The sequence below is a fragment of the Leptospira perolatii genome (assembly GCF_002811875.1).
Lineage (GTDB): Bacteria > Spirochaetota > Leptospiria > Leptospirales > Leptospiraceae > Leptospira_B > Leptospira_B perolatii.
The window spans coordinates 117,242-137,380 of record NZ_NPDZ01000005.1; the positions used below are offsets into that span (position 1 = coordinate 117,242).

Genomic DNA, 20,139 nt, shown 5'->3' on the forward strand with positions numbered 1-20,139 from the left:
GATGGCGGGTTGTATTCCGGAACTACAGAGTTTGTCGATTGCTCGCAGGAATGTCAATAAGAAGAATTCGAACCCAAAATCGGCAGATCGCCCGATTGGATTAAAATCCTAGATTCCTTTTGCATAGTTCGCTTAATTTCTGGAGGAAAATCCGGTATCGTATCCGATATCTTTAGCCATTCCTTGGGGTCACTTGGTAGTTTAGAAGGAAAGTCGGACAAAGAATCGTACAATTTTACTTTCATTAATTTCGGATCTAATTCGGGCAGACCTGACTGAACCGGAAATTGGGGCTGGGAGCGGAGTATTTCCAGAATCGGTTTTCTTTTTTCCCAATGTGCCGTCTGCGTGTACCTTCTCGAAAACAAACTAGTCACCCTGCTTAGATAAAATAGATCGAAGATTTCATAGCCTGTTCCCCTACAATGAGTCTTTCCGTTTTCTCTTTCAAAGTCCAAACCCAAGGTAAATACTTTTTCAAAGCCTAAAGAATGTAATACTGAAAAGGCCATGCCAGCCATGTTTTTAGAAGGATTGGTTAAAGATTCGGTCCCCTTAAAGAAAGTGGCACCAGCGATTTGGTCTAAAGGATGAGTGGACAAATAGATCCATTTTGGATTCGGAAGATCGAATACATACGCCGAACCGCCGAACCAAGTAATGATTGGAACTTCTTTGGAAGCACTTTCCCTAAAATGGTAGGAGGTACCGAGTCCGGAGTCTATGGTTAAAACAGCATCTGGCGAAATTCCCTGCGAGACCAAAAAAGAAAGACTTGTATCCGAAGAAAGGATGAATATGTTCTTTGAATACTTTTTTAACCAATGTATTTCTTTTTCGAGACTAGGGCTAGCTCCTACAAAACAAGCTACACCGTCCATTCGAGTCTTTTTCGCTCCGATCAATCGGAAGTTCTTTGGATTCTCGAAAAATATCCTAAGATGTCTGAAATAGTTTCTGACCCATATCCTAGAGAATCTTTCTTTCACCGTCAGAGGTTTTTCAGAAAAATCTAAATTACGAAAATAGGATAGAATCTCGCTTGCGAGTTCCGGAAACTTTCTGGAGTAGGTTGGATGAACCGTAACTCGGATCGATCGAATATGAGGAGAGAGCCATTCCGTTTTCGGCTTTGTCAGAAATTCTTTCCAGCCGTAATAAAACTTCCAGTCTTTGGAGTCGCATCGTGTTTTTACGAATTCTCCAGTGAGAGTTTCGAATTCCGAAAACGGTTCTAAGCAGATTAAATTTTGCTTAAGATCAGATTGTTTCTGGAATGCAAATAGGTGGTACCCGCAACCGATCCCTACAACGATCAAAAGTTCGTCGTCTTTTAGGTTGGTTGGAAAACTTTGTGAGATTCTTTCTCCCTCCTTGTAAGGATCTTGGAGGGAGTGTAAGTGGAAGGAGGAATCTTTTTCTTTTAGATTCAGATCTCCGTTAGGAAAGGAAACGACTTCAAAAATAGATCAATCTTCCTCTTCTTCGGCCTCTTCGTCTTCTTCTTCATCCTCATCTTCTTCCAGATCGTCGTCGTCATCCTCATCTTCTTCTTCGTCTTCGTCTTCTTCTTCGGATTCGGTCTCTTCACCCTCTTCCATATCCATTAAAGGACGAGCTGCTTCTTCCGGGATGAAGTCTTCTTCTGTATCCTCTTCTGCGATAGGTGCTTGAGACGCATCAAATAGACCATTGAACTGAGAGTAGGTGGCGCTGGACATGCGAGCTTCTTGCTCGATGGTCTGACGTTCTTCTTTTGTGACGTATTTGTACTGTACTTCGTCATTCGCAAGTGCGAACATTGCTTGCACTGCTAACTTCCTGTTTTTTATTTTTTTGGGAAGTTCCAGACGGTCGATTCTATCCAGAATTTGGAAACCGGCCACAGCTCTTTCGTACTTGTTTTTTTGAGCGAGCTCAATCAAAGTTACGATATCGAATTCGCCATTTTGGTGTTGGGTCATATTAGTTAGGTTCCTGAGAGAGAGGCCTGGGATTTTACCATATTCTTCTATTTTCATAAGGTGTCAAGGAGTTATGTCTTTGTTTATTCCTTGAAATATAGTGGGAATCCTTGAGTTTGGTAAACGCCAATGGATCCCCAGGCACACCTTGCGCGAAAAATCAGCAAATCCAGTAAGATTTCTATCGGATTGAGCCTGTATTTCTTTATACACTTAAGTTTCATCATCTCCTGTGCTCCGTCCGAGCAATCCAATTTGGGAGTCTCGGATTATGCGGGACAAACCTTGGATGGAAAACCCGTAAAAATTTCAGAATTGGATTCAGACAGAATTGCGCTGAATGTATATGGCCCGAACTGCACTCCTTGTATCCGAGAGGTCCCAGTTCTGAACTATCTCCATTACGAATTTGAAAAGAATCCTAGAATCAAATTGTACATGGTGGTAGATCCGACAGTCTTCGTAGACAATCCGGAAACTCTAAGCGAAGAAGAGTTGATCCAAGAAGCGACGACCCAAATGAAAACTGAGATCCAAAAATACAAGATCAAGCTTCCGGTTCTGATCATGAAAAAACCGTTCCGAATTTCTCAGGAAAGCGGGCTAGTAACGGGAACCCCGGAGACCTTACTTTTAAAAACCAAACCTTTGGTGCTCTATTACAATTTCATTGGTCCGATTAGCGAAGAGTCCGACCAATCCAGAATTCCAAAGGACTTGAAGGTGCTTTTCTTTAAGAAGATGGTCGGTTTCGAATGAGATGTCTAATCGTTCGTTTTAAAGATTGCGAAGGACCCGGGACACTTTTAGATTCTTTGCAATCTAGAGGGTACAGGATCACCTACCATAATGCCTATGATCCCCACCTGCACCTGATCCCGGAGGCTCATCAAGTTTTCGATTTGATTGTACTCTTGGGCGGACCACAAACCGTACATGATCCCGCACAGGAAGAGTTCTTTGAGCCTTGGTTAGAACTTGCAAGAAACAGTATTCGGATGGAAGGAAGGAAGATTATAGGAATTTGCTTAGGATCTCAAATCTTAGCCAAAGCCTTAGGTGGGAATGTATACGCCGGAAAAAAAGGGCCTGAGGTTGGTTTTTCGGACGTTCACATTGTAAATCCAAAGCATCCTATCTTTTCCGATCTAAACGGTACTAAATCATTCCCCGTGTTTCATTTGCACGAGGATGTGTTTGATGCTCCGCCAGAGGCTGAGCTATTATTAGAAGGTGGATTTTATCCAAACCAAATGTTCGCTTGGAAGAACAGAGTGTTTGGGATCCAATGTCATATTGAAGTTACTGAGTCAATGCTCGAAGTTTGGAAAAAGGTCCACGCAGATTTCATTCGAAAAGCCGGTTGGAATCCAGGACCTGAGACGGGCGATCTAAGGTCTCACATGGAGAAAGTGGGCCGGAGTTTGTTTGAAGGAATTCTGAATTTGTAATTTCGAACCTGCGGATTTGAAATTGCAGAGAGAAGCTTTGTAAAATGAAATCATTTGAATCGATAAGTTGTTAGGGAAGCGGTATTATCCATGATCCAGAAAGTTCTACGCATTCTATTTGGTAGCAAATACGAGAGGGATCTCAAGCGTCTTATTCCGATCGTGAAGGAAATCAATTCTTGGGAAGAAAAAATCCAGAACCTGAGCGATTCCGAACTCTCCGCTCAAACCCAAAAATTCAAGGATAGGCTCCAGAACGGAGAAACCCTAGACCAGATCCTTCCGGAAGCATTCGCAACAGTTAGAGAGGTTTCGGTTCGTAGACTCGGGATGAGGCATTTCGATGTACAAATGATGGGCGGGATAGCTCTTCACTGGGGAAATATTTCCGAGATGAAGACAGGAGAAGGGAAGACTCTTACTTCTACCTTGGCTGTGTATTTGAATTCTCTCGCCGGAAAGGGTGTACACTTAGTTACGGTGAACGACTATTTGGCGAGAAGGGACGCCAATTGGATGAAACCGATTTACGATTTTCTAAACTTAAGCGTCGGAATCATCCAGCATGATATGGAGCACGAGGATAGAAAGAAAGCATACTCTGCGGATATCACTTATGGAACCAACAACGAGTACGGATTCGATTATTTGAGAGATAATATGGTGACTCATTTGGATCATAAAGTCCAAAGAGGTCATTTCTTTGCAATTGTGGATGAGGTCGATTCCATCCTGATCGACGAAGCTAGGACTCCTCTCATCATCTCCGGACCGTCAGACGAATCTACGGATAAGTATGTACGAATCGATAAAATCATTCCGAAGCTCATTGAGGGAGAGGACTTTGAAAAGGACGAAAAAGCTAGAAACGTTCTTTTGACCGAAAGGGGAGTCGCTCACGTTGAGGAAATTCTAAGCATAGATAATTTATATGCTCCGCAAAACGTGGATTTGGTGCACCACGTACACCAGGCCCTGAAAGCTCATAAGATTTTTCAGAGAGATGTAGACTACGTAGTGCAGAACGGAGAAGTCATCATTGTAGATGAGTTCACAGGAAGGTTAATGCCGGGGAGAAGATACTCCGACGGTCTTCACCAGGCGCTCGAAGCCAAGGAAGCGGTACAAATCGCAAGGGAATCTCAGACGCTAGCGAGCATTACCTTTCAGAACTATTTCAGGCTCTACGAAAAGCTTTCCGGAATGACCGGTACTGCGGATACAGAGGCTGAAGAATTCCATAAAATTTACCATCTAGATGTAATCGTGATCCCGCCGAATCTTCCGGTGCAAAGGATCGATAACGCGGACAGAGTCTATCGCACCGAAAAGGAAAAATTCACTGCGATTCTAAAAGAAATAGAGGAGCTGCAATCTAGAAAACAGCCTGCCTTGGTCGGAACAATCTCGATCGAAAAGTCAGAAGTACTCTCCAAAATCCTAGCCCAGGCTGGAATTTCCCATAATGTATTGAATGCGAAATTCCATGAAAAAGAGGCCGAGATCATCGCAAACGCCGGGAAGCCGGGAGCTGTGACCATTGCCACGAACATGGCTGGTCGAGGCACCGATATCGTGTTAGGCGGGGCACAGTTGTACAGAGAAAATCTGGAATCATGGGTAGAGTCTGATCGCCATGTTCAGGAATTCAAAGAAGCAGCTCTCCGACTAGACTTTGATCGAGCAGAATCCATCGCCGATAATCTAGACTCTCAAAGTAAAAAGAGCAGAGCCAAGGAAATCCTAACTTCTGCAAAAATCTGGCAAAAAAATCACGAGGAAGTTTTGGGCGCCGGTGGTTTGCATATCTTAGGAACCGAGAGACACGAAGCTAGAAGGATAGACAATCAGCTCAGAGGTCGCTCGGGTAGGCAAGGGGATCCTGGCTCCAGCCGTTTTTATCTTTCTCTCCAGGACGACCTAATGCGTATCTTCGGATCAGATAGGATCGCAGGAATCATGGAAAGGCTCAAAATGCCGGAAGGCCAAGAGATCGAACACACCATGGTTTCGAATGCGATCGCTAGGGCTCAGAAAAGGGTAGAAGGACACAACTTCGATATCAGAAAACATCTATTAGAATATGATGATGTGATGAATCGACAAAGGATCGTGATCTACAAAATGAGAAACGAGGTCCTGGAAAACAAGGACGTGACCGGTCTTGTCAAAGGATTCATCGAAGAAATTTTGGAAGCTCAAATCCTCGCTACCTGCGAAGGCGGAAATCCGAATGGTTGGGAAGTCGAAAGTCTAAAAGAATGGTTCACCGGAATGGGGCTGCCTTGGGAAATCGATTTCGAGGAAGTAAAAAAGAGCAAGAATGCACAGCTCTATCTATTCGACAGATTGAATGAGATCATCCAGAAATTCTATCTGGAAAAAGTGGATCGGATCGGCTCCGAGGTTTGGAAAGTTCTAGAAAGGAATATTTTCTTAGACATTCTAGACCACAGATGGAAGGAACACCTTTATTCCATGGACCATCTTAGAGAAGGGATCTGGACTGTAGGCTACGGAGAAAAAAATCCACTCGTTGAGTACAAGTTACAAGGGTTCAGAATCTTTGACCAAGCCATCGATAACATGAAGAATGAGATCGTAAGCTTTCTGCTCCGAGTAGAAGTAACCGAGAAAACCCAGGTTCCGGAAGAAAAGAAAGAATATAAGAAGATCGGCCAGGAATTGACGGGCGGATTCCAGGAATTGCAGGGAAAAAGTTCTGGGAGTCAGTCAAGCGAAGCTACCAAGGCACTGCCTGTCGCCAGTGGCGGCGGTGGATCTGAAAGAAAAACCAGCCGCAGAAGAAAGCGCTAAAAGAAATAGATCTTCAGAGTCTTTAACGGGACGTATTTTCTTGAAGAAATGTACGGAGCTTGTCCTTTTTTATTAGGATAAAGTGAAACTTTTTACTTTAGGGAACGCTAAAATAGTCCATTTTTGGAAAAAAATTTTAGCATGCATGCTACTTTTCGTTTATTCTCGAGATAGTACAAAATAATAAGCCTTTTTAAGTTTCCGGTTTAGAAATTCTTAGAAAGAGGAATTTGCCGGGCTCTCCGACCAAGATAGGTTGACTGTTCGTGCTAGGCTTATTTTGCTGGCTAATTAGATGAGACGTTCTCTCTACTTACTTTTGATTTGGTTGCAAGTGGCAGTTATTGCTACTTCTTCTACGTTGGACGTCTTCGATCATGCAGACTGGGCAAAGGCGTATACTGACGCCTCTAGCAAAAAAGTGGCCCACGCTGCGATTGAATCAAATCTTAGGGGCTCTGAAAAGTTCATACTTTCCTTTATGAGGGAAAGAGACAACCGCCCATTTGAAATTCAAGCTACTTTGGATTCTGGATATCCTTGGTCTCCTCGTTCTTATTCATCTTCTCTTTCCTTTGTAAGAAAAAGTTCCTATCGTAACAGTGTCGTATCTTTCCTGTTAGTGGATCTTCCTCCCCCTTCTATCCAAGCATAAGCTATAAAGCGGATCGATTTTTGACGGTTCCGTTTTTCGCAAATCGAAAATTGTAAGAATCGTCTAGAGTGAATTTCGCGGCTCGAAATGTACCGTGAAAATATAAATAAGTAAACTGGTAACCAAATGAAGAAAAATGTGTTAGCTCTCCTGCTTACGACTGCATGCTTTCAGTTTGTATACGGAGAAACCGAAACCTCGAGCGGTATGACGCAACCTACTAAGTCTCCGTATTCGGAAGTTCCTAGCACTTCTATCGATTCTTCAACTTATAGTCAACCGGCGGAAGCCGACGCAAAAACGGAAATTTCCATTTCGCTGACAAAGGCAGAGGAGCACCTGTGGAAAAATAACCTCCTGTTGCTCGCAGCCAAATATGATATCGATGCGAGAAAGGCCGGTATCGAACAAGCAGGATTGTACGCGAATCCGAATATCTTCGTGGACCAGAATATTTTCGCGGAGCCGACGCAGAGATACTTTGACTTTTCCAGATCAGGGCAGAGTATGGTTCAGCTCCAGCAGTTATTTCTGTTAGGCGGTAAGATCGGAAAACGAATTCGAGTAGCAGAGCTAAATGCGAAGATCGGTGAACAAGAGTTCTATGATCTTGCTCGAGAGCTTCTTATGAAGCTAAGAAAGACGTTTTACTTCATCCATTACTATAAACAGGCAATTTTATTCTATAATGGAAGTGTGGATGCTTTAGAAAAAACTGTGAACTCCGCGGAGCAAGCCTATAAGCGCAGGGCAGTTTTACAATCAGAGGTTCTTCGTCTAAAGGCTTTATTATTTTTTCTTAAAAAGGAAAGAGAAGATCTTAAAATTCGAGTTCTGGAAAAAGAGGCGGATTTACGAGTACTTCTAAACGAACCAGCTTTTCTGCCCCAAACGATTAGTTTCTTACCAGTCTTGGACGAGGGTTTCGTAGAGAATTTGGACCCTATGAAACTGAAGCTGGAAGACATGATTCAGAAAGCCAGGGAATATAGACCTGACCTAAAGAAAGCTGTCCAGGCCCTAAGATTTGAAGAAGCGAATCTAGAATTACAACACGCGAACGCGATTCCGGATCTTGCCTTCGGTCCCGCATACAACAGAGGAGGAACTGCATTCCAAAACTATTGGGGTGTTACCGCCCAGTTGAATATTCCTATCTTTGATAGAAACCAGGGAAACATCAAGGCGGCGGAAAAGGCCATTCTGGTGAAGAAGCAAGAACTCAAGAATACGATCCTGGAAGTGGAAAACGAAGTAAACGTATCTTTAGCCGCTGCGAAGGCGAAAGACTCCTTGTACAAAAAATTCAGAAACACTTATATCAAGGATTATGCGGATCTTGCACAGGATATGATCGAAAGTTACGAAAAACGTTATATTTCAATATTAGAATTTGCTGATTTCTTTGAAACATACAGATCGAGCACGGTAGAGATGCTGAGGTTGCAAACGGATCGAATGGAAGCGATCGAAGGCGTAAATTACTCTGTGGGTACCGGAGTATTTCTACAAAATCAAAAAGATTCGAATAAATCTGAGAATGGAACTGGAGGATTAAAATGAAGATCCCTGTCAAAAAAAGAACTCTGATACTATTGATCATTTCGGGAGCTGTTTTCTTTACGCTTCTCGCAGTTACTGCATTCGGAAATGGGAAGAAGACCTTGGCTGTCCCTCCTAGCAAGCCGATCGTGAAAGACGGCGGAGAGAGGATCGAATTTAAGGAAGGTGCTCCCGGTCTAGACATTATCAAGGCGGTTCAGATAGGAAATTCGGCTGAATTCGTCACAGTAGAAGCTCCCGCGAGGTTGATCGCATCGACTGCGCCGTCTGTAAACAACGGAGAAAGGATCATACTATTTGAATCTGCAGAATTAAACGATTTGTACGTCGGTTATGTTCACTCCAGAAACCAACTCAATCGATCCAGAAAGAATTTGGATAGGATCCGAGACATGTTTAGTCACAGAGTTGCTACCCAAAAGGATGTGATCGAGGCCGAAACGGAGGCAGATAACAACGCAGCGGATTTGGCAGAGTACGAAGGTAAGCTGAGAGCTGTGGGGATGAATCCATATCTGATTTCTCAAGCAGAGGCGAATATCGCCTGGATTATTAGCGATGTTCCAGAATCTCAGTTACAGAGCATGCGCAAAGGAAAGAGGGTAAAAGTGAAATTCGCTTCTTATCCGAACGAAGAGTGGTCGGGTACTGCAGAAGCTCTCGGAGATAACGTGGATCCTACTACCCGAACGGTAAAGGTCAGGATCGCGATTAAAAATTCTCATTACAAATTGAAGCCTGGAATGTTCGCAACGGTCAAGTTTCCGGAGGACACTAGAGCCGATACGGTCGTAATTCCCTTCAACTCGGTTGTTACCGTGGAGGGCAAAAATTATGTATTTGTAGAGGAGACCCCTGGGGAGTTCTTTAGAAGAGAAGTAGTGTTAGGAACTTCTGGAGATGAAAAAGTCAGTGTGGTGGAGGGCTTAACCCGAGGAGAAAAGGTGGTAGTGCAAGGAGCGATATTACTGAAGGGGCTTAGTTTCGGATTTTGAAAAATACATTCTTAAACTTTAATCTTCTGATTTTATTTCTTACTTTTGCAATCTCTTCGCCAGTCTTCGCGCAATACTCCGGAGATGGAAATAAAAAAGAGGATCCTGCACCGGAGTGGAATCCGGATTCGGATCGAAAATCGCAAATCGGAAAAGGTGATTACCAAACTCTGAAAACAGATAAGGTCACCAACTTTTGGGTCTATGGTGCGAGCATTGGTTCTCCTGGTAGTGTGAATCTTAATTTAGGATATTATTATAAAGATGTTGTTCTCAGGGTCTCCGGAGGCTACTGGAGAACTCATTGGTGGGGCGGCCAGGTAGATTTAGGATACAGTTTCTGGAAAACTCCCGTCATTGCTCATAGCATTTCTATTGTCGGAGGGGCGTTTCAAGTAGATCCTTTTGCACCGGACGTAGGCCGAGGTGGACAGAACGAATATCCTACCGCAATCAATGTTCCCGGTTACAATCATAGGGATCCTACCTTCGAGGACCAAATCATTCGTTCCTATGTGGCTAGCAATAATGCGAATCTAGCAACCTATTTGGAGTATGCGAGCCGAGACAGACAGAAGGTACATCTTCACCAAGCATATATAGGACTTACTTACGATATTCTTTTGGGAAATTTCTTTTTACAAGTTGGCGCTGGATCAGGACCAGGTGATTACCGAAATCCTCAATTGTTAATCCAACTTGGGTATCTATTCGACACGAGGTCTCACTAATGATCAAAAGCCTCATATTTGGAGTTCTTCAGTTTCGAGTCGCTACGCTTGCTTCGGCTGTAGTTGCGGTATTATTTGGGATATGGGCTTGGATCGATATTCGAAAAGAAGCATATTCAGATATCGCAGACACTCAGGTTAGAGTGGTGGCCAAATTTCCAGGAAAGGCCGCTGTGGAAGTGGAAGAAAGAGTTACTCTACCGATTGAAAGGGTTCTGAACGCGATCCCAAGAGTTTTGGTCAGAAGATCTAGAACAATTAACGGGCTTGTGGTCTTTCAATTTGTATTCGAAGACGGAACCGACGATTATTTCGCCAGAACCAGGCTTCTAGAAAAAGTGAAAGAAGCGGATATTCCGCCTGATGTGGAACCGCAGTTAGCTCCAATGAGCTCGCCGGTCGGTGAGATTTATAGGTATGTTTTGGAATCTTCCGAGAATCATACTCCGATGGAAATCAGAACAGTTCAGGATTGGATTGTGGTTCCAAGGATGTTGCAGATCCCAGGCATCGCGGATGTTGTGACCTTTGGCGGACTACCGAAACAATTTCATGTCGTAACTTCTCCGGATAAACTAATACGCTATAAATTGACGATTGATGATGTAATCCAATCCATTCAATCAAATAACCTGAATACAGGTGGAAATATTCTTCGCCAAGGTGAGCAAGGATTTCCAATTCGATCCTTGGGTGCGATTCGTACTCAGGAAGATATAGAAAATATCGTGGTGAAGACCATGAATGGTGTGCCCGTTTATGTGCGCGATCTCGGCAGTGTCGAAATTTCTCACCCTGTTCCTAGCGGTGTGTTAGGATACACGTTTCAGAACGACCAGGAAGGATTGATTGACGTCGATTCTTCCGTGCAAGGCTTGGTCGCAATGAGACGTTGGGGCGATCCAAATGAAATGGGAGATAGAATTCGGGCAAAAGTAAAAGAGATCAACGAAAACTACCTTCCCTCCGGATTCAAAATTAGAAATACGTACGATAGAACTGACCTTGTTAATTACACCCTAAGGACCATAGGGAAAACTCTTATTGAAGGAGTGATGGTCGTTAGTCTCGTTCTTATATTTTTCATCGGAAGCGTAAAGGCTTCTATGGTCGTCGTAGCAACCATTCCATTTGCAATGTTGTTTGCATTCAGTTTGATGAATCTCACTGGAATTCCTGCCAGCTTGCTTTCATTAGGTGCGATCGACTTCGGTATCATCGTGGACGGTGCGGTGATCATGGTGGAAAACATCATGAGAAGGTACCGAGATGCCTCTAGTTCAGATAAACACCGAGGTATTCTTAGATTTACTGCAGAGGCCTCGTCCGAAGTAGGCACTGAAATTCTGTTCTCGATCCTGATCATCATTATGGCCTACATCCCTATATTTTCTTTCGAGAGAATTGAGGGTAGGTTGTTCAAGCCGATGGCGTTCACGATTTCTTTCGCGATTTTTGGTGCACTGGTATTTGCGCTTACCGTAATTCCAGTAATGATGTCCTATATCTATAGAAATTATTTTGAATCGGCAAATCCGGGACCGATCGAATGGCATAATCCGTTCTACCACTGGCTGGAAAAAAAATATTCTGGTCTGATCCAGTACATCGTAGAGCGTTCTAAAAAAGTAATCATCTTCAGCTTCTCAATCGTAGGTGTACTACTTGTGGCCGGAGGATTGAGGCTGGGAACTGAATTCCTCCCCGAGATGGATGAAGGTGGATTTAATTTAAGAATTTTTTTTCCGGTAGGGATTTCTCTCCAGGAATCCCGGAAATTCATCCCGAAGATTCGGGAACTTATTTCGAAGAATGAGCAGGTGAGCGTGGTACTTTCTCAGTTCGGTCGAAATGACGACGGAACTGACCCTCTGCCTTCCAACCGACTTGAAGTGCTCGTTGGCTTAAAAGACTACGACGATTGGAAGGAACGGATCACCAAACAGCAATTATTGCTTAGAATGAAAAATGATCTCGAGGCTGGAATTCCCGGAGCAAGGATCAGTTTTTCTCAACCGATTATGGACAACCTTTCTGAAGCGATCATGGGAACAATCGCGGATTTGGCGGTGTTTGTTTCTGGGAACGATCTTAAGATTATGAGATCCATTGCGAATGAGGTTTTGGATCTCGTAAGCGAAATGAAGGGCGCGAGCGAATTCGGGATAGAGCAGGAAGCGGATAGCCCCCAGCTGACAGTACGTATTAACCGCGAAGCCGCCGCTCGATTTGGGATCAATGTAAGTGACATCCAAGGAATGGTAGAAGCTGCGATCGGGATGAAGAGGATTAGCACTCTTTATGAAGGTCCATCCGACATTCCGCCGAAAACTCCAGCCCGATTCGGAATCGTAGTACGATTTGCAAAAGAATACCGTTCCTCGGTGAAGGCTCTGGAGAATATGCCGGTCATCTCACCGAAAGGGGAGAGAATTCCACTTTCTCAGTTGGCCGAGATTACTCTGGAAGATGGGCCTACAATGATCTTCCGACAGCAAGGTAGAAGGGCAGTTACTGTTCGGACGAATATTCGGGGCAGGGACCAAGGCGGTTTCGTTGCCGAGTTACGTAAAAAGGTGAGCGAAAAAGTCAAACTTCCGGAAGGATATAAAATCGAGTATGGAGGTCAGTACGAGAATTTAGCTAGGGTGGGAACTCGCTTGGCTATTGTGATTCCTCTTACCATCGCGATCATTTTCGGAATTCTGTATCTACTTTATAGAAACTTTAAATATGTTAGCGTGGCATTAGCCTGTATTCCTCTGTCGCTCGTAGGCGGGATCTATGCACTACTTTTCCGAGGTTATTATTTCAACGTTTCGAGTGGCGTAGGTTTCATCTCATTGTTCGGGATAGCGACGATGGCCGGGGTTCTATTCGTCTCTAGAACAAATACGATATTGGCAGAAGATCCGAATATTTCTGTCAAAAACGCAGTGAGCAAGGCGGCGATTATACAGCTACGTCCTATGCTAATGACTATGTTGCTTGCATTGCTTGGTTTGATTCCGGCAACCCTAGCTTCAGGAGTGGGCTCGGACGTTCAGAGGCCTTTGGCAACTGTAATCGTGGGAGGACTTTTCTCCGCAATGATCTTGGTACTTACAATTCTTCCTAGTTTGTATCTACTGGTAGTCGGAGAACGGACTGTGGGTGGTGTGATTTGGTCCAAAGAATTACCGGAAAATTATTCTCGCTATTTGGAAACTTCACTCTCAGATATTGGTGATCTAGACGAAGCCTTACCAGTTGAACCGCCGAGAAAAAACGGTAAAAGAAAGACTCCGGTGAATGGCAAAAAGGAACGAAAGAAATAGTAAAAAGATCTTAAAAGGAAAGGCAGGAAAACTATGAGAATCAACCCCTTTATTCCTCCACTGATCGTGTCACTGGTTTTGTCCTGCTTGTCTAATCAGGGAAGACCGGGAGGAAAAACTCCGAAAGAACTCTACGATGAGTGCATGAATACTTTTTCGGACGAGAACAAATGCAAAGAGCTAGTTCTCAAAACAATTCCGGATGCAGATCTTTCACTTTTGGGCCCCGAACCTGAATTGAGCCCGGAGGAGAGCGCAAAAGTCAGAATTCGAGAAGAACTGATACATGCGCTTTTATACCAAAATAAGGTTTTTGTAAAAGAGCAACTCGGAGAACCCGATGAGCAGAAAACAGTTACGATGAGCAATGGTATGGAAGAGTGGATCTATAGAAGACCGGTCTCCAAATATGCCGAAGGTTCTAGACCGGACAAGGAATTGAAAATTCGTTTCCAAAGAGGGATGGTAGTTAGGATCGTCCACACTCCACCGGATCGCAGGCGATAATATAGTATTCAGTCAAGAGGATAAGCCGCCAGGATTTCCAAATAGGAATGGAATGGGTGGAAATAAAAAAGGCACCCGGTTTAAGGGTGCCTTTTTTTGAAAAGCAAGTAGCTTAAGTATTAGAACTTAGCTACAACTCCGAGAGTAAATCCCATCTGGTCTTTGCTCTTTTCGCCGCTTAAATTGACAAATTGATAACCGGCCGCCCAGTCTCTTCTGATATCCAATTTCACGAGTAGATGCTCTGTGAAATTCCAAACAGGAGTGATGGTAAAGGTTTTATACTGACCGTAGTTGGAAGCTCCACCGTAGTCCTTATAGTTTTTGTCCATGGCACCCTTGACTTGTGCTACAGTCAGACCACCAAGAGCTGGGTTGGAAGCGATAATTGCCTGAGCAATTGCATCATCCACTCCGCTTTTGTAGCTGCTTACGTATGCATTCGGTCCTCTGAAAGGGTTGAATGTAGTAAGTGCACCGTTGTTGCTTTTGTCGTCGATTGCTTCCACACGAACGTTAACTCCCCAAGTATCGTTGATTTTGAACTTGCTGAAGATCCCGTACGCTTTGTAGGTACTTTTCGTATGCTCAGTGCTAACAGTTCCGCCCAATACGGTTTCTACGGAGATCGTATTGGTTGGGTTGTACTGCTGTTGGAGCAGGTTGTTATTAGACATTCCTCCGGCTTTTTCACTCCAGGTGTAATCCAAGTCGATTTGGATTTTGTCAGTCGGAGTGAAGGACAGGATTGCATGGTTCATGAACCAGTAGTCCTTGTTGTATTTTCCTCTTTCCGCACCTACTGTAATAGTCGGATCGATGGAACTAGCTACGAGTTGCTTCATAGGATCGACCCTGCCGGTATATCCGGTGGCAAATCCGTCGCTGGAATACAGTGTGTTCCAAACGACTGCAAGCTTGTCTTCGATCAACTGTCCTTTTACTTGAGTTCCGATCGATTTGTGTTCGTTCGAAGACTCAAAGAAATAGTTTTTACCAGTATTGTTGAAAGCTGGATTGGCAACGGAAGCCAATGGGTTCAAGTAACCGGTACCACCTCCACTGTTGTACAGATAAAAGGTTCCAGACCATTTATCAGTAAACTGAGTGGTTAAGCGGGCACCGGTGTGAATGAAGGGGATTGTGTTTTGGAAGATGGCCCCTATCGAGTAGCTCGGGTTGTTCATGGATTCGAGAACCTCGTATCCGATGTGGGTGGCCATTTTACCTATATCCAGGGTCATTCCCTTCAAGACTGGAAAGAAGAAGGTTACGTAAGCTTGTTTTAACAAGTTATAGTTGTATATCTGGTTAAACTGAGCGTAGGGTGCTTCCTGGTATGCGTTGTTCATACCGTTTTGGAAATCTACACGGAATCCCCAAGGGCTTTCCTTTTCCGCTACCTTCTGAATTGCCAAGGACGCTGCGTTTACCGCAAAGTTCTTGTTATTCGTTTCGAAAGCTCGTGTGGAATCGATGTCGTTTCCTTGTAATGGATTGAAATTGTACATATAGTACACATCTACGAATCCCGAAAACTCTACTTGTTCATACCACGGTTTTTCTTCCGGTTCTGGTGCAGGGGCGGGAGTTGCTGTCGCTGCTGCTTCCTGAGGCTTCTTCGGTGCTTGGGCAAAAACTGAAGAGGAACCTAGCAGGGTGAGAGAAGCGGCGAGAGCGATTGTTGTTTTTATTCTCATCATTCTCCTAAATCTCCTATGCCAGCACTTCATGCAACATGTGTGCCAGGGCGTAAAAAAGGGAGAAAGAGACAAAAATCGATGCAAGCCCCAGAAATTGCAAAGATCCATTTGTACAGAAACTAATCTCAGCTCCGGATTATTCCGGAATGGGTGCAGAGTGTGTAAAAATTAAGCACACCATGGTCGTTTTTTTAGCGAGTTTTTATTCGTAATAAAGGAATCAGATTTGAGAGTCTCTGATTTTGTGAATCAGGCTTTCCCTTTCGTTTTGCTCGGGAAATTCCAATACGAACTGCAAACAAGCCTGAAGCAGGGGACCCAGCCTTTGAGGAGGTGTTTGCGGGAATTCCGAAAGTATGTCATTCCCGTTGATTTGAAGGTCGGTCAACAACAGTGGAGGCGTCGCTCTCCATTCTGCTCTGGCAACTTCTAACCAGGCAGGTGGGGAGCCAACCCAGACTTCCCAAAGCTTTCCAAGCTCTTCGCAGAATTCCCAAGTCTGTTCTTTCCCGATAAACTGACAAACCGGAGAAAGCAGGATTTTTCGGATCGTATGCCTGAGCTCAGTTCCGTTCTCTTTTTGGAGTGTTTCGGAATGTTCCAGAATCTCACCGAATTTGGAACACAAAAATTGAGCTTCCTTGGTTCTTTTATTCGAAAAACGTAATTCTTTAAAAAATTTCTTCCATTCAGCGTAAGCGCTAAAGCTACCAAAGGCCATTCTCAGAAAGTACGCCAACCGGATCCGATCTGGTTCTGTAGGAAGAAGGCTCAAAAATGAGATTCTTAGGTCCCAAACATGATCAGGATCAGGGTACATCGGAGTGCTGTGAAACAATTCCAGAATTTTATAATTTTTTAAATAAGTTAAGGACGCTGAGGGTTCCAAGCAGGTAAGCATTTTTAAGAATTCGTCATGAATCCTTTCGGTGGAAACCTTAGCGGTTACAGGTCTGCAAGTCTGGATCGCATTTGCGGTATCCGGATGGATGTGGAATCCTAACGAAGAAACAAACCGAATTGCACGGACAGGACGCAATCCATCTTCCTGAAATCGATGCACCGGATTTCCGATAGTTCGGATGATTTTGGCTCGGATATCTTCCAAACCTCCATGCTCGTCCACCAAAGTCTCGCCCAAGAGATCGAGTGCGAGAGCGTTCATCGTAAAATCCCTTCTTCTTAAGTCTTCACTTAGAGTAACTCCGAACGAAACTGACTCTGGTCTTCTGCCGTCCTTGTAATCCTCGTCTTTTCGAAACGTAGTCAATTCATAAGTTCTATCTTCTAAAAGTACTGTCACAGTTCCGTGCTTGATTCCTGTCGGAACCACTCTTTTAAAAATTTTCTGCACATGTTCCGGAATCAGCGAAACTGCGAGGTCGAACTCTTTTGGAATTTTTCCGAGAACCAGATCTCTGACGGAACCCCCTACAATGTAGGCGGAACCTCCTGCATTCTGGATCGTTTGGGTTAGCGTATAAAGATCCGATTGAAAAGGTTCCGGGATTCTGGAGATTAATTCTTGCGGGTTAGGAAGGGCGGACTTCATTCTTGGACGAATTGCTTCCAGAGTTTGAGGTATCTTTCCTTCATATGAGGATTTTTAGAAAGTAGTTCTTCTACTTTCTTTTTAGTATCAGGGTCTACGGTGATTCGAAGAAATGGAAGAGATGCCTTTTGAGAAAGTATCGTGTCTAAGGTGTTTTTGCTTTGCTCCCATGCTTCGTCACAGATTTGCTTGAATTCCTCTTCCGAATGTTCCGTGCATAAAACAGATAACTCCAGATACCTTCCTTCTTTTCTATAATCCTCCATCTGATCCCTTAGGCTCTTTTTGCATCCGAGCGCTAAGGACAAATGTACGATGAGTAGTAGTGCAAGTGCTTTGCCCGCGTTTGGTTTCATGTTTCCAAAGTGTCCTACCAATTCAGGGTTTGGAAAACTCTTTTTCAAGAATTGCCCTCTTGGTTTTTCTCACCTGATTTTTGGGGGCGGAATGCAAGATTTGCTAGTTGGTCTGCTCTCTTGTTCTTTTCTCTGGGGACATGTGTGATCTTGAAATTTTTGAGTTGGGAAGTAAGAGAATGTACGCGAACTTTTGCTTCTTGTAAATGACTGGATTTGACCTTGTATTCGCCTTTGAGTTGTTTGACTACTAGTTCTGAATCCAAGAATGCTTGTACATCCTGAGCCCCGTTTTCTACGCACCAACTGAGACCGGTCTCCAGTGCCTGCCATTCTGCTGTATTGTTTGTTCCGTGAGGTATTATTTTAGAAATCGAGTGGATTTCTTCCCCGTTTTCTAAAATAGAAACTCCGATCGAAGACGGTCCTGGATTTCCTTTAGAGGCTCCGTCGCAGTAGATTTGGAACTTCTTCAATCTTTCCCCAGCGGAAAAAGTCGCGAGATCGGCTTCCAAATTAAGAGGTAAAAGCTAAGGCTTAGAATCGAATACAGCAGAGAGAAAATTCCGAATAGAAAACTTTGGGATTTTCTATAAATCGTATCGAATTGATCCGGAAAAAAAATCCCGGCGAGAAGGCAAACTAGGCTGACGCACAAGGAAAAGATTTGGATCCAGGGAACGGAGAGGTATAGAAATAAATAACTCAGTCCTATGAGTAGGAAGGAAAGTTTATAAGCTGTAAATCGAGCCGGATTTTCCATAGAAAGACTATTCAAGACCTATCCTCCTTTGCCCTTTCTTTGGCAACGGAAAAAGAGATCGATCGAATGTTTCTGAAACTTGCGGAATTTTTGCTTCTTAGAAGCTGGATCATAATATGACATTTTACCAAACGTATTCTAGGTTTCTGAACTCTTTGCCTCAAACGAATCCTAGCTTTTGCTCTTATTATGAGAATCGGGTTTCAGTTTCAAAGGGATTTTATGCTTCTAAAACGATGCAGCAGGAAGCACTAGACTTTTTGTTCCGATCCGGATTCAGAAGATCGGGAGAATTGTACTATTGTCCTGCTTGTCCCACCTGTTCCCATTGTTTGAGCATTCGAATTCCACTCTCCGTTTATAAAACGACTCGATCGAATCGCAGGCTCCTTTCCAAGAATTCAGATCTGACTCTATCGGTCGGAGATCCTACAATAGATAAAGAAAATCTAAATCTGTACTTCCGATACCAGCTCTCCAGGCATAGGGGAAGTTACGGTTACTCCGAAATGGAGTTAGAGCAGGCGATGCGCGGTCAAATGTACGAAGGCTCCGAAAACTCAAAGGAGTTAAGGCTATATTTGGGACAATCTTTGGTCGGTTTGATTTTACTCGATGTAGGAAAAGAAACCTTGTCCGCTGTGTATTCTTTTTTCGACCCGGACGAAACAGACAGAAGCCTAGGAAATTTTTTGATTTTGCGATCGATCGTTTGGGGCCAAGAAATGGGTTACAATGAATTTCATCTAGGTCTGTATCTGCCAAATCATCCTAAGATGGATTACAAAGGAAGATGGAAACCGGCGGAAATTTTGGACCGGAAAACAGGGGAGTGGATTGATTCCGAAGTTTTTTTACAAAGATATTTTCTGGAGAAAGGTCCAAGCGGCCTTCGCTTGGACTGATGTCTTTGCACTTGGATGAAAATCTACTGATTTCGGTCCTCTTCAGCAATATAGTTTGAATAAATCAGACTTGTCATAGAATCAACCCCATCTACAAGGGTTGTATGGCAAAAAAGATCATCGTCGTAGGCGCATCGAGCGGAATCGGAAAAGAAATCGCAACCGAACTCTTGAAGCAAGGCCATCAAGTAGCACTTATTTCCAGGCGTGAGAAAGAGTTAAAGAAAATCGCAGATTCATTTAACAATTCTAAAACAAAACTTGCCCACCCATTTAAACACGATGTAAAAGAATACTCGGGAGCACATTCCCTATTTGCAAAAATCGTGAAGTCCTTGGGAGGCCTTGACGAGATATACTATGCTTCCGGAGTAATGCATAGGATCGGAGCCGAAGAATTTCCGACTGAGAAAGATATCGAAATGTTGGAAGTGAATCTTCTCGGGTGTGTCGCGTGGTGCAACGAGGCAGCTTCTTATTTTCAAAAACAAAAGTCCGGAAAGATTGTAGGGATTTCCTCAGTCGCAGGGGACAGAGGTCGGAGAGGAAATCCGGTCTATAACACTACCAAAGCAGGAATGACTACTTACCTAGAGGCGCTCCGAAATCGCCTTGCGGTAAAAGGAATCCAAGTTGTGACCGCAAAACCTGGAATGGTAGAAACACCGATGACCGAAGGTTTACCAGGACTTTTGTGGCCGGTTACCGCGAACGAGGCCGCAAAGTCTATTTTGAAAAAAGCGGATGCTGGAAAGGAGAATTTTTACATTCCAGCTAGATGGGCCTTGGTTTCTTGCATTATTAGAATGATTCCTTCTTTTATTTTCCGTAGGCTTTCTATTTAATCGTTTCGGTTTTTG

The 20,139-nt window shown here is 43.8% G+C and carries 17 protein-coding genes; 11 read left to right on the forward strand and 6 right to left on the reverse strand.

Annotated elements, in window-relative coordinates; all coding sequences use genetic code 11:
* Nucleotides 1-53: 53 nt before the first annotated feature.
* Nucleotides 54-1,319, reverse strand: coding sequence for a 6-hydroxymethylpterin diphosphokinase MptE-like protein (locus tag CH373_RS09855; RefSeq protein WP_100713425.1), 1,266 nt, complete (start codon nucleotides 1,317-1,319; stop codon nucleotides 54-56).
* Between the two features lie 150 nt (nucleotides 1,320-1,469).
* Entirely contained in the window at nucleotides 1,470-1,964 is a 495-nt protein-coding gene (locus CH373_RS09860) for a DNA primase (RefSeq protein ID WP_100713516.1), read from the reverse strand.
* 129 nt (nucleotides 1,965-2,093) lie between these two features.
* On the opposite strand from CH373_RS09860, the gene CH373_RS09865 reads away from it, so the two are divergent.
* From CH373_RS09865 to CH373_RS09905, 9 genes are all read left to right on the forward strand, one after another.
* Complete coding sequence (locus tag CH373_RS09865) at nucleotides 2,094-2,723, forward strand: TlpA family protein disulfide reductase (protein WP_100713426.1); 630 nt, start codon at nucleotides 2,094-2,096, stop codon at nucleotides 2,721-2,723.
* Nucleotides 2,720-3,415, forward strand: coding sequence for a type 1 glutamine amidotransferase (locus CH373_RS09870; protein ID WP_100713427.1), 696 nt, complete (start codon nucleotides 2,720-2,722; stop codon nucleotides 3,413-3,415). Before CH373_RS09865 ends, CH373_RS09870 begins: the two co-directional genes overlap by 4 nt.
* A 90-nt stretch (nucleotides 3,416-3,505) precedes the next feature.
* Nucleotides 3,506-6,232 carry a preprotein translocase subunit SecA gene (gene secA, locus CH373_RS09875; protein WP_100713428.1) on the forward strand — a complete coding sequence of 909 codons (2,727 nt, stop codon included), beginning with the start codon at nucleotides 3,506-3,508 and terminating at the stop codon, nucleotides 6,230-6,232.
* A gap of 295 nt (nucleotides 6,233-6,527) precedes the next feature.
* Complete coding sequence (locus CH373_RS09880; protein ID WP_100713429.1) at nucleotides 6,528-6,887, forward strand: hypothetical protein; 360 nt, start codon at nucleotides 6,528-6,530, stop codon at nucleotides 6,885-6,887.
* A gap of 255 nt (nucleotides 6,888-7,142) precedes the next feature.
* Nucleotides 7,143-8,450, forward strand: a complete 1,308-nt coding sequence (locus CH373_RS09885; RefSeq protein ID WP_243393355.1) for a TolC family protein — start codon at nucleotides 7,143-7,145, stop codon at nucleotides 8,448-8,450.
* Entirely contained in the window at nucleotides 8,447-9,445 is a 999-nt protein-coding gene (locus tag CH373_RS09890; protein ID WP_100713430.1) for an efflux RND transporter periplasmic adaptor subunit, read from the forward strand. Before CH373_RS09885 ends, CH373_RS09890 begins: the two co-directional genes overlap by 4 nt.
* 50 nt (nucleotides 9,446-9,495) lie before the next feature.
* Complete coding sequence (locus tag CH373_RS09895) at nucleotides 9,496-10,176, forward strand: hypothetical protein (protein ID WP_100713518.1); 681 nt, start codon at nucleotides 9,496-9,498, stop codon at nucleotides 10,174-10,176.
* On the forward strand, nucleotides 10,176-13,493 hold the full coding sequence (locus tag CH373_RS09900; protein WP_100713431.1) for an efflux RND transporter permease subunit: 3,318 nt from the start codon (nucleotides 10,176-10,178) through the stop codon (nucleotides 13,491-13,493). Before CH373_RS09895 ends, CH373_RS09900 begins: the two co-directional genes overlap by 1 nt.
* Before the next feature lie 33 nt (nucleotides 13,494-13,526).
* Nucleotides 13,527-14,000 (forward strand): hypothetical protein, encoded by a 474-nt coding sequence (locus CH373_RS09905; RefSeq protein WP_100713432.1) that lies wholly within the window; start codon nucleotides 13,527-13,529, stop codon nucleotides 13,998-14,000.
* A gap of 119 nt (nucleotides 14,001-14,119) precedes the next feature.
* Here the strand turns inward: CH373_RS09905 and CH373_RS09910 are convergent, their stop codons facing one another.
* The 4 genes from CH373_RS09910 to CH373_RS09925 all read right to left on the reverse strand — a co-directional run bounded on the left by CH373_RS09910 (nucleotide 14,120) and on the right by CH373_RS09925 (nucleotide 18,087).
* Nucleotides 14,120-15,700 carry an outer membrane beta-barrel protein gene (locus CH373_RS09910; RefSeq protein ID WP_100713519.1) on the reverse strand — a complete coding sequence of 527 codons (1,581 nt, stop codon included), beginning with the start codon at nucleotides 15,698-15,700 and terminating at the stop codon, nucleotides 14,120-14,122.
* A 223-nt stretch (nucleotides 15,701-15,923) separates the two neighbouring features.
* Complete coding sequence (locus tag CH373_RS09915) at nucleotides 15,924-17,255, reverse strand: CCA tRNA nucleotidyltransferase (RefSeq protein ID WP_100713433.1); 1,332 nt, start codon at nucleotides 17,253-17,255, stop codon at nucleotides 15,924-15,926.
* On the reverse strand, nucleotides 17,252-17,611 hold the full coding sequence (locus tag CH373_RS09920; protein ID WP_243393344.1) for a hypothetical protein: 360 nt from the start codon (nucleotides 17,609-17,611) through the stop codon (nucleotides 17,252-17,254). The genes CH373_RS09915 and CH373_RS09920 overlap by 4 nt, the downstream gene beginning before the upstream one ends.
* 44 nt (nucleotides 17,612-17,655) lie before the next feature.
* A complete protein-coding gene (locus CH373_RS09925; RefSeq protein ID WP_100713434.1) occupies nucleotides 17,656-18,087 on the reverse strand; it encodes a ribonuclease HI family protein in 432 nt (143 codons plus the stop codon).
* Nucleotides 18,088-18,490: 403 nt separating this feature from the next.
* On the opposite strand from CH373_RS09925, the gene CH373_RS09935 reads away from it, so the two are divergent.
* Nucleotides 18,491-19,279 carry an arginyltransferase gene (locus CH373_RS09935; RefSeq protein WP_100713435.1) on the forward strand — a complete coding sequence of 263 codons (789 nt, stop codon included), beginning with the start codon at nucleotides 18,491-18,493 and terminating at the stop codon, nucleotides 19,277-19,279.
* A 104-nt stretch (nucleotides 19,280-19,383) separates the two neighbouring features.
* Nucleotides 19,384-20,124 carry an SDR family NAD(P)-dependent oxidoreductase gene (locus CH373_RS09940; protein WP_100713436.1) on the forward strand — a complete coding sequence of 247 codons (741 nt, stop codon included), beginning with the start codon at nucleotides 19,384-19,386 and terminating at the stop codon, nucleotides 20,122-20,124.
* Nucleotides 20,125-20,139: the final 15 nt, after the last annotated feature.

Bases quoted from the DNA above. Each gene is read 5' to 3' on its own strand.
- CH373_RS09860 (WP_100713516.1), bottom strand. From the start codon at position 1,964: ATGACCCAACACCAAAATGGCGAATTCGATATCGTAACTTTGATTGAG.
- CH373_RS09865 (WP_100713426.1), top strand. From the start codon at position 2,094: ATGGATCCCCAGGCACACCTTGCGCGAAAAATCAGCAAATCCAGTAAG.
- CH373_RS09870 (WP_100713427.1), top strand. From the start codon at position 2,720: ATGAGATGTCTAATCGTTCGTTTTAAAGATTGCGAAGGACCCGGGACA.
- secA (WP_100713428.1), top strand. From the start codon at position 3,506: ATGATCCAGAAAGTTCTACGCATTCTATTTGGTAGCAAATACGAGAGG.
- CH373_RS09880 (WP_100713429.1), top strand. From the start codon at position 6,528: ATGAGACGTTCTCTCTACTTACTTTTGATTTGGTTGCAAGTGGCAGTT.
- CH373_RS09890 (WP_100713430.1), top strand. From the start codon at position 8,447: ATGAAGATCCCTGTCAAAAAAAGAACTCTGATACTATTGATCATTTCG.
- CH373_RS09900 (WP_100713431.1), top strand. From the start codon at position 10,176: ATGATCAAAAGCCTCATATTTGGAGTTCTTCAGTTTCGAGTCGCTACG.
- CH373_RS09905 (WP_100713432.1), top strand. From the start codon at position 13,527: ATGAGAATCAACCCCTTTATTCCTCCACTGATCGTGTCACTGGTTTTG.
- CH373_RS09910 (WP_100713519.1), bottom strand. From the start codon at position 15,700: ATGAGAATAAAAACAACAATCGCTCTCGCCGCTTCTCTCACCCTGCTA.
- CH373_RS09915 (WP_100713433.1), bottom strand. From the start codon at position 17,255: ATGAAGTCCGCCCTTCCTAACCCGCAAGAATTAATCTCCAGAATCCCG.
- CH373_RS09920 (WP_243393344.1), bottom strand. From the start codon at position 17,611: ATGAAACCAAACGCGGGCAAAGCACTTGCACTACTACTCATCGTACAT.
- CH373_RS09935 (WP_100713435.1), top strand. From the start codon at position 18,491: ATGACATTTTACCAAACGTATTCTAGGTTTCTGAACTCTTTGCCTCAA.
- CH373_RS09940 (WP_100713436.1), top strand. From the start codon at position 19,384: ATGGCAAAAAAGATCATCGTCGTAGGCGCATCGAGCGGAATCGGAAAA.